Below are 9791 nucleotides of genomic sequence, written 5' to 3' on the forward strand. Positions count from 1 at the left end.
CCCCGACGTGCTGAACAACTCCATCGCCCGGGCCGACGGCCTGTACAACAACAACTGCTCCCTGGCGCCGGTGCTGGTGTTCCTCAACGACCACAAGGCCGCGACCCTGGATCGTGCGGTACACGCGGTGCAGGAGTTCGCCGCAGAGCACAACAAGGATGGCCTGGAGTTCATCCTCGCCGCCGGTAACGCCGGGATCGAGGCGGCCACCAACGAGGTGATCAAGGAATCCGAGCTGATCATCCTGATCCTGGTCTACATCTGCGTAGCCGGCATGTGCATGATCACCTTCCGCTCCTGGGCCGCGACCCTGTGCATCGTCCTGCCGCTGGTGCTGACTTCGGTGCTGGGCAACGCGCTGATGGCCTTCATGGGCATCGGCGTCAAGGTGGCGACCTTGCCGGTGGTGGCGCTGGGGGTGGGGATCGGTGTCGACTACGGCATCTATATCTACAGCCGTCTGGAAAGCTTCCTGCGTGCCGGGCTGCCGTTGCAGGAGGCCTACTACCAGACCCTGCGTTCCACCGGCAAGGCGGTGCTGTTCACCGGCCTGTGCCTGGCCATCGGCGTGTGCACCTGGATCTTCTCGGCGATCAAGTTCCAGGCCGACATGGGCCTGATGCTGACCTTCATGCTGCTGTGGAACATGTTCGGTGCCCTGTGGCTGCTGCCGGCCCTGGCGCGGTTCCTGATCAAGCCGGAGAAGCTGGCCGGGCAGAAGGGCAACTCGCTGTTCGCTCACTGAGCCCGTTGCATGAATACTCAGCCGCACCCTCGGGTGCGGCTTTTTCATGCCCGGCGTTCAGAGGGAAAAGCGGGTGGCGCTGAAGAACCGGGCGGCCCCGGCGGAGCCTGTCGGTGGGTGTACTTGGGACAGTCGCCTGCGCGGTGCAATGCTGGCCCAACCCGCTTGCGCCAATCAGCTATCATTGCGCCTTTCCAATTGATGATTGATCGCTATGACCGCTGCTACCGACACCTTGCTCACTGCCCTTGAAGCCTGCGACATGCTGGAAATCGACGGCCTGCACGCCTTCGATTTCACCCTCGACGAGCAGCGCCTGCTGATCGAGTGCATGGATGGCCGCGCCGCCAAGCGCTGGAGCTTCACCCTGGCCCAGGTGCAGGCCGCGACCTTTGATCAGGCGCTGCAGAGCTGGACCCTGGTCGGTGACTCCGGCGAGCACCGCCTGGTGTGCATGAGCGCGTTCAGTGCCCGTGACGAAGAGGAGAGTGAGCATGAAGATGCGTAATTTCTGGCCGCTGTTGATGGCCGGCAGTGTCGGCGCCATGGCGGTCCAGGCCGCTCCGGCGGACACCCAGGAACTGCTGGTGGGCTCCTACACCCAGGGTCAGAGTCAGGGCCTGTATCGCCTGCATTTCAACGAACGTACCGGGCAGATCGATGCCAAGCCGCTGCAGGTCGTGAAGAGTTCCAACCCGTCCTGGCTGACCCTGTCCAAGGACCAGAAATTCGTCTTTGCAGTGAATGAAAACAGCCCGGGACAGGTTGACCCCATCGGTCGGGTCAGCAGCTACAGCCTGGCGCCCAAGACTCATCAACTGAACCTGATCAACCAGGTGCAGAGTCAGGGCAACGAGCCCACTCACTCCAGCCTGAGCGCCGACGGCAACTACTTGTTCGTCAGCAACTATTCGGTGGATGTGGACCCGGGCGGCAGCCTGGCGGTGGTGCCGGTCAGTGCTGACGGGCACCTGTCGCCGGTGGTGCAGCTCACCAGCCATCCGGCCAGCCGGGTCGATCCCGAGCGCCAGCAGTCGGCCCACGTGCATTCGTCGGTGTCGTCCCCGGACGGCCAGTTCGTGTTCGCCAACGACCTGGGGGCGGACAAGATCTTTGTCTACCGCTACGACCCCAAGGCCAATCCGGAACACCCGCTGGTACCGGCTGACCCGGCCTTCGTCCAGTTGCCTGCGGGCAGCGGTCCGCGCCACTTGCTGTTCAGTGCCGATGGCAAACATGCCTACCTGACCCTGGAGATGAGCGCCCAGGTGGCGGTCTTCGACTATCAGGACGGCAAGCTGACCCAGCGCCAGCTGGTTGATCTGGCGGCCAATGGCAACAAGGAGAAGAAGGCCGCGGCAGCCTTGCACGCCTCCAAGGACGGTCAGTACCTCTACGTCAGCAACCGGGGCACCGCCAACCAGTTGCTGGTGTTCGCCATCGATCAGAGCAATGGCCAGCTCAAGGAGATCCAGCGTCGTTCCGTGGAGGGTGATCACCCCCGGGAGTTCAGCCTGGACCCGAGCAACCGCTACGTGCTGATCGGCAACCAGAAAAGCAATGAAATCGTGGTGATCGAACGCGACGCCAAGACCGGTTTCCTGGGCAAGACGGTGCAGAAACTGCCCTTCGAAGCCCCCAGCGACATCAAGTTCCTGGTGCGTCAATAAGCCACAGGCCCCGTCATTCGGGGCCTGACGGCTTCTATCAATGACGCTGATAATGGCTACTGCCGCAAAGAATTTTTTCCCGCCAACCCTCGGGAGTAAGTTTGCTTCACGGCCCACACGGGCAAGCAAGCCAACTGAATCCGAGGGTTATACCGATGAACTTCAATCTCTTCTCCGTGATCGCAGCCTCCGCCATTTCCGCCAGCGTGGTCCTGCCAGCCAGTGCCAACGTGGAAATCAGCCAGAAGAAATCCAGCACCAACACCTACACCCAGAAATACCTGCAACAAAGCGCCAACTTCTACGCCGCTCTGGACCACAAAGCCCAGCACTGAACCCGTAAAAGCCGGCCGGGCGGTATTGCGCCAGCCGGCGAAAGGGCCCCTGGCCTTGCATCGCCCATGACGCCGCCTTCGCTGGCAAGCCAGCTCCTACGGTTCGCCTGAAATGTCGCCATCCTGTAGGAGCCGGCTTGCCGGCGAAGAGGCCCCGGAGTCGTACGCCTGGCTGACGACCGCCTTCGCTGGCAAGCCAGCTCCTACGGTTCGCCTGAGATGTCACCATCCTGTAGGAGCCGGCTTGCCGGCGAAGAGGCACCTGAGTCGTGCGCCTGGCTGACGACCGCCTTCGCTGGCAAGCCAGCTCCTACGGGAGGTGTTTTTGCGGGAGCGGCTTCTGCGCGACGGATGTCGTTGCTGCGTTGTCTGTTTGCGACGCAATCCACACGCCAGGCAAATTTTACTTGGTAGTGTCACATAGCCATGTGTTTAAATTTGACGCTGAATTATTGACTCTTTCCCGAGCAAGGATCGATAGCATGGTGATGCGTCTGGCCGTGGTTCTGCTGTTGCTCTATTCCACCCCCATCCTCTCTTCTGCGCAGCCTGTCGAAGGTGAGCCAGAGACCTCTCGCGAGCGTTTGACCAGCCTGTTGCAGGACTGACGTTCGAGGCTGGATTGAGCGTGGCAAGCAAGGAAGGAACGGGCCCCGGAAGCGGGGCCCGTTTGCCTGGGTTCAGTCCTTGGACGAACCGCGTTTTACCAGTTTCATGACTACGACGAAGAACACCGGAACGAAGATCACCGCCAGGGTCGCGGTGATCATGCCGCCGATCACCCCGGTACCGATGGCCTGCTGGCTGGCGGAACTGGCACCGGTGGCAATGGCCAGGGGCACCACGCCGAGGATGAAGGCCAGGGACGTCATGACGATCGGCCGCAGACGCAGGCGTGCTGCCTGCACCGTGGCGTCGATCAGGTCGTGGCCTTCCTCGTACAGGCTCTTGGCGAACTCGATGATCAGGATCGCGTTCTTCGCCGACAGGCCGATGATGGTGATCAGCCCCACCTTGAAGAACACGTCGTTGGGCATCCCGCGCAAGCTCACCGCCAGCACCGCACCCAGCACCCCGAGGGGCACCACCAGCAGCACCGAGGTCGGAATCGACCAACTCTCGTAGAGCGCCGCCAGGCACAGGAACACGATCAGCAGCGACAGGCCCAGCAACAGCGGCGCCTGACTGCCCGAGAGGCGTTCCTGCAGGGACAGACCGGTCCACTCCAGGCCCAGGCCCGCAGGCAACTGGCTCACCAGCCGTTCGACCTCCTGCATCGCTTCACCGGTGCTGTGGCCCGGAGCCGGCTCGCCGGAAATGGCGATGGCCGGGTAGCCGTTGTAGCGGGTCAGCTGGGCCGGCCCCAGGGTCCAGGTGGCGCGGACGAAGGCTGACAGCGGCACCATCTTGCCGGCGCTGTTGCGCACGTTCATCCGCAGCAGGTCCTCGACCTGGCTGCGTTGATCGCCTTCAGCCTGGACCACCACCCGCTGCATGCGTCCCTGGTTGGGGAAGTCGTTGATATAGGCCGAACCCAGGGCCGTGGACAGCAGGTTGCCGATATCGGCGAAGGACACGCCCAGGGCGTTGGCCTGCTTGCGGTCGACCTCCAGTTGCACCTGGGGCGCTTCGGCCAGGGCGCTTTCGCGGACGTTGGCCAGGATCGGGCTCTTCTCCGTGCTCTTGAGCAGCTCGGTTCGTGCTTGCATCAGGGCGGCGTGGCCGACACCGCCACGGTCCTGCAGGCGGAACTCGAAGCCGCTGGAAGTGCCCAGGCCATCGATAGGCGGCGGCAGTACGGCGTACACCACGGCGTCCTTGATCGCACTCAGGGCGCCGTTGGCGCGGTCGGCAATGGCCATGGCCGAGTCGTCGCCGCCCCGTTGCGACCAGTCCTTGAGGGTGGTGAAGGCCAAGGCCGCGTTCTGTCCGCTGCCGGAGAAGCTGAAGCCGAGGATGATGGTGCTGTCGCCCACCCCCGGTTCGCCGGCGTTATGCGCCTCGATCTGTTCCACCACCTTGATCGTGCGGTTCTGGCTGGCCCCGGGAGGTAGTTGGATATCGGTGAGGGTGTAGCCCTGGTCTTCCACCGGGAGGAACGAGGAGGGCAGTCGGCTGAACAGCAGCGCCATGATCGCCAGCAGTGCGGCGTAGATCAGCAAGTAGCGACCGGTGCGCTTGAGGGCATAGCTCACGCCGCCCTCGTAGCTGTTGCTCAGGCTTTCGAAACGCCGGTTGAACCAGCCGAAGAAACCGCTGCGTTCATGGTGTTCGCCCTTGGCAATGGGCTTGAGCAGGGTGGCGCACAGGGCCGGGGTCAGGGTCAGGGCGAGGAAGGCCGAGAACAGGATCGAGGTGGCCATGGACAGCGAGAACTGCTGGTAGATCACCCCCACGGAACCTGGCATGAAGGCCATGGGGATGAACACCGCGACCAGCACCAGGGTGATGCCGATGATGGCCCCGGTGATCTGCTTCATGGCCTTGCGCGTGGCCTCCTTGGGCGACAGGCCCTCGGTGGCCATGATCCGCTCGACGTTCTCCACCACCACGATGGCATCGTCCACCAGGATGCCGATGGCCAGCACCATGCCGAACATGGTCAGCACGTTGATGGAGAAACCCAGGGCCAGCATGGTGGCGAAGGTCCCCATCAGCGCCACCGGTACCACCAGGGTCGGGATCAGGGTGTAGCGGATGTTCTGCAGGAACAGGAACATCACCAGGAACACCAGGGCCATGGCTTCCATCAGGGTGTAGATCACCTTGGTGATCGAGACCTTGACGAAGGGTGAGGTGTCATAGGGGATCTTGTATTCCACGCCGGCGGGGAAGTAGCGCGACAGCTCGTCCATCTTCGCCCGGATCAGGGTCGCGGTATTCAGTGCGTTGGCCCCGGGGGACAATTGCACGCCGACCGCGGTGGAGGGCTTGCCGTTCAGGCGTGTGCCGAACTGGTATTCCTGGCTGCCGACTTCCACCCGCGCCACATCGCCGATGCGCACCGTGGAGCCGTCGGGATTGGCCCGCAGGACAATGTCGGCGAACTCCTCGGGAGTGGTCAGCTGGCCCTTGACCAGGATGGTGGCGGTGATTTCCTGGCTGGACGGGTTGGGCAGGTCGCCGATGCTGCCTGCCGGCACCTGGGCGTTCTGCGCGCTGATGGCGGCATTGACGTCCGCCGGAGTCAGGTTGAAACCGATCAGCTTCTGCGGGTCGAGCCAGATGCGCATGGCCCGCTCGGCGCCATACAGCTGGGCCTTGCCGACCCCGTCCACGCGTCGGATCTCGTTCATCACGTTGCGGGCCAGGTAGTCGCTGAGGGCCACATCGTTGAGGCGCCCGTCATTGGAGGTCAGGGTGATCAGCAGCAGGAAGCCGGCGGAGACTTTCTCCACCTGCAGGCCTTGCTGGGTCACGGCCTGGGGCAGGCGCGGCTCCACCGCCTTGAGGCGGTTCTGCACGTCCACCTGGGCCAGCTCCGGGTTGGTGCCGGGCTGGAAGGTAGCGGTGATGGTGGCGCTGCCCAGGCTGCTCTGGGAAGAGAAGTACAGCAGGTGGTCGGCACCGTTGAGCTCCTGCTCGATCAGGCTGACCACCGACTCGTCCAGGGTCTGCGCCGAGGCGCCCGGATAGGCCGCGTAGATCTCGATCTGCGGCGGTGCCACGGTGGGGTACTGCGCCACCGGCAGTTGGGGAATCGCCAGGGCGCCACCCAACAGGATGAAGAACGCGACTACCCAGGCGAACACCGGGCGGTCAATAAAGAATTGCGGCATGTCGTACTACCTACTGGCCAGGATTCTGGGCGAGCGGAAGGGGAGTGTCGTCGATCTGCACCAGCTCGCCGGGACGGGCGTGCTGCAAGCCTTCGACGATGATGCGGTCACCGGGCTTGAGCCCTTCGGTCACGATCCAGCGATCTTTCTGTACTCCACCCAGTTGCACCGGGTGTTGCACCACACGGTTTTCGGCATCCACCAGCAACACCTGGGCGATGCCGGCGCTGTCACGCTGGATGGCGCGCTGCGGCACGCTGATGCCCTGCTGGTTGACCGCCTGCTCCAGGCGCACGCGTACGAAGCTGCCGGGCAAGAGGTCGAGGTCCGGGTTGGGGAACTCGCTGCGCAGGATGATCTGCCCGGTGCCCGGATCGACGCTGATGTCGGCGAACAGCAGTTTGCCCGGCAGCGGATAGAGACTGCCGTCGTCCTGGATCAGAGTGGCCTTGGCCTGGTCCTTGCCCACCTGCTGCAACTGCCCGGCGCGGAAGGCCCGGCGCAGTTCATTGAGCTCGCGGGTGGACTGGGTCAGGTCGGCGTGGATCGGGTTCAGTTGCTGGATCAGCGCCAGGGGCGTGGTTTCGTTCTGGCCCACCAGGGCGCCTTCGGTCACCAGGGCGCGGCCGACGCGACCGGAAATCGGCGCGGTCACGGTGGCATAGCCGAGGTTGAGCTTGGCCCGTTGCACGGCGGCCTGGTTGGCGGCGACATCGGCGGTGGCCTGGCGTGCCGCGGCCCGGGCGTTGTCGTATTCCTGGCCGCTGATGGCCTGGTCGGCGATCAGCTTGGAGTAGCGCTGCTCCTGCAACTGCGCCTGGAAGGCAGTGGCCTCGGCCTTGCGCAGGCTGGCCTGGGCACTGTCCAGGTCGGCCTTGAACGGCGCCGGGTCGATGCGGAACAGCACGTCGCCTTGCTTGACATCCGATCCCTCGCGGAAGGTCCGTTGCAGCACCACCCCGGCCACCCGGGCGCGGACTTCGGCGAGCCGCGGTGCGGCGATGCGCCCGCTCAGTTCGCTGGTGATGGACAGGGCCTGGCTCTGGATCGTCTCGATCCGCACCTTGGCGGTCGGTGGTGTCTGTTCGCCTTCGGATTTGCCGCAGGCGCTCAGCGCCGCTGCCAGAACCATCAGGCAGAGTGGCGCAAAGAGTTTATTCGACATGCTGATACCCCAATAATGACCTCGGCATGCTAAGGGCATGGGTCAAGGCCCGCTGTGAAGCTGTGTAGGTGCTGTGTGAAAAAGTGTGAAGCAGGCGCGCCCGGGCTGCCGCTGTTGTATATCCTTGGCGCCTTGCTGGTTGTGCCCGGTGCTCTATAAGGAACGCCGGTACTCTGTATTTCTTCAATAAAGACCTCAGCTCATGCCCAATATTCTGCTCGTCGAAGACGACTCCGCGCTCTCGGAACTGATTGCCAGTTATCTGGAACGCAATGGCTATCAAGTCAGTGTGATCAGTCGTGGCGATCAGGTGCGGGAGCGGGCCAAGGCCAATCCGCCGGACCTGGTGATCCTCGACCTGATGTTGCCGGGGCTGGACGGTTTGCAGGTCTGCCGTTTGTTGCGCGCCGACTCGGCGACCTTGCCGATTCTGATGCTGACCGCGCGCGATGATAGCCATGATCAGGTCCTGGGTCTGGAAATGGGCGCCGACGACTATGTGACAAAACCTTGCGAACCGCGAGTGCTGTTGGCTCGGGTGCGCACCTTGTTGCGCCGCAGCAGCCTGAGTGAACCCCAGACCGCCAGCGACCAGATCCTCATGGGCAACCTGTGCATCGACCTCTGCGAGCGCACCGTGACCTGGCGCGAGCAGTTGGTGGAACTGTCCAGCGGTGAGTACAACCTGCTGGTGGTGCTGGCCCGACATGCCGGCGAAGTGCTGAGTCGCGACCAGATCCTCCAGCGCCTGCGGGGCATCGAGTTCAACGGCACCGATCGCTCGGTGGATGTGGCCATCTCCAAGCTGCGGCGCAAGTTCGACGACCACGCCGGCGAGGCGCGCAAGATCAAGACCGTCTGGGGCAAGGGTTATCTGTTCAGCCGTTCCGAGTGGGAATGCTGACGCCATGCTGCGCATCCTGATCCGGCTGTACCTGATCACCATTGTCGCCTTCAGCGCAGCGATCTACCTGATTCCCGATCTGGTGATCAAGGTCTTCCACGAGCGTTTCCTGGACTACAACCTGGATCAGTCCCGGGGCTTGCAGAGCTTGATCGTCAAGCAATTCCGCGCTCTGCCGCCGGCCCAGTGGCCGACCCTGGTCAAGGAAATGGACGAGGAATTCCACCCGCTGCAGGTGGCCCTGGTGCGTATCGACGACCCGGACTTCAGCCTTTACGAGCGTGAGCGCCTGGAGCGCGGCGAAAAGGTCGTGCGCCTGGGGGACTGGGGCTGGCGCACCCTGGCGGTGTCGCCGCTGGATGACCAGCTGGCAGTGAAGCTGGTGGTGCCGCCGGACCCCCTGGACGTCAACCTGCTGTACTGGAGCATCAACGTGCTGATCGTCGCGGTGCTGCTGGCCTGCCTGCTGCTTTGGGTCAGGCCCCACTGGCGCGACCTGGAGCGCTTGAAGCGCACCGCCGAACGCTTCGGCAAGGGCCACTTGAGTGAGCGCACGCAACTGCCCGGCAGCTCCAACATCGGCAGCCTGGCCCATGTGTTCGACACCATGGCCGGGGATATCGAGAAACTCCTGAACCAGCAGCGGGACTTGCTCAATGCGGTGTCCCACGAGTTGCGCACGCCTTTGACCCGACTGGATTTCGGCCTGGCCCTGGTGCTCTCCGACGACTTGCCCGTGGCCAGTCGCGAGCGTCTGCAGGGGCTGGTGGCACATATCCGCGAACTGGATGAACTGGTGCTGGAGCTGCTGTCCTACAGCCGCCTGCAGAACCCGGCCTGCCTGCCGGAGCAGATCGAGGTGTCCCTGGACGAGTTCATCGACAGCATCCTCGGCAGCGTCGACGATGAACTGGAATCGGACATCGTCATCGATGTCCTGCTGCACGGCGCCCTGGAGCGTTTCACCCTGGACCCGCGACTGACCGCCCGGGCCCTGCAGAACCTGCTGCGCAATGCCACCCGCTATTGCGAGAAACGCATCCAGGTGGGCGTGCTGGTCAGCAACGACGGCTGCGAGATCTGGGTCGACGACGACGGCATCGGCATTCCCGACGACGAACGCGAGCGGGTGTTCGAGCCGTTCTACCGCCTGGACCGCAGCCGTGACCGCGCCACCGGCGGCTTCGGCCTGG

9 protein-coding genes are annotated in these 9791 nt (G+C 63.8%); 7 read left to right on the forward strand and 2 right to left on the reverse strand.

The window, feature by feature from the left end; translation table 11 throughout:
• The 5 genes from BLX41_RS36320 to BLX41_RS36325 form a co-directional block, all read left to right on the forward strand.
• Positions 1-745 (forward strand): efflux RND transporter permease subunit (locus BLX41_RS36320; RefSeq protein WP_259745198.1); only part of this gene is annotated, 745 nt, incomplete at its 5' end.
• A 214-nt stretch (positions 746-959) separates the two neighbouring features.
• Positions 960-1253: a DUF5629 family protein gene (locus BLX41_RS26200; protein ID WP_123727236.1), complete on the forward strand. Its 294-nt coding sequence runs from the start codon at positions 960-962 to the stop codon at positions 1251-1253.
• The gene (locus BLX41_RS26205) at positions 1240-2415 is read left to right on the forward strand and encodes a lactonase family protein (protein WP_123727237.1); all 1176 of its coding nucleotides are present in this window, start codon (positions 1240-1242) and stop codon (positions 2413-2415) included. The genes BLX41_RS26200 and BLX41_RS26205 overlap by 14 nt, the downstream gene beginning before the upstream one ends.
• A gap of 155 nt (positions 2416-2570) precedes the next feature.
• Positions 2571-2750 (forward strand): hypothetical protein, encoded by a 180-nt coding sequence (locus tag BLX41_RS26210; protein WP_123727238.1) that lies wholly within the window; start codon positions 2571-2573, stop codon positions 2748-2750.
• A gap of 482 nt (positions 2751-3232) precedes the next feature.
• Positions 3233-3358 (forward strand): hypothetical protein, encoded by a 126-nt coding sequence (locus BLX41_RS36325; RefSeq protein ID WP_256674552.1) that lies wholly within the window; start codon positions 3233-3235, stop codon positions 3356-3358.
• Positions 3359-3430: 72 nt separating this feature from the next.
• On the opposite strand, the gene BLX41_RS26215 is transcribed toward BLX41_RS36325, so the two are convergent.
• Positions 3431-6529, reverse strand: a complete 3099-nt coding sequence (locus tag BLX41_RS26215) for an efflux RND transporter permease subunit (protein ID WP_123727239.1) — start codon at positions 6527-6529, stop codon at positions 3431-3433.
• Positions 6530-6539: 10 nt separating this feature from the next.
• Positions 6540-7694 (reverse strand): efflux RND transporter periplasmic adaptor subunit, encoded by a 1155-nt coding sequence (locus BLX41_RS26220; RefSeq protein WP_123727240.1) that lies wholly within the window; start codon positions 7692-7694, stop codon positions 6540-6542.
• Between the two features lie 202 nt (positions 7695-7896).
• On the opposite strand from BLX41_RS26220, the gene BLX41_RS26225 reads away from it, so the two are divergent.
• Together BLX41_RS26225 and BLX41_RS26230 are read left to right on the forward strand one after the other, a co-directional pair.
• Complete coding sequence (locus tag BLX41_RS26225; protein WP_123727241.1) at positions 7897-8598, forward strand: response regulator; 702 nt, start codon at positions 7897-7899, stop codon at positions 8596-8598.
• Between the two features lie 4 nt (positions 8599-8602).
• Positions 8603-9791: ATP-binding protein (locus tag BLX41_RS26230; RefSeq protein ID WP_259745200.1), on the forward strand; the 1189-nt coding region annotated here is incomplete at its 3' end.

Origin of the sequence: Pseudomonas protegens, assembly GCF_003732485.1 — a bacterium.
Classification (GTDB): Bacteria; Pseudomonadota; Gammaproteobacteria; order Pseudomonadales; family Pseudomonadaceae; genus Aquipseudomonas; species Aquipseudomonas protegens_B.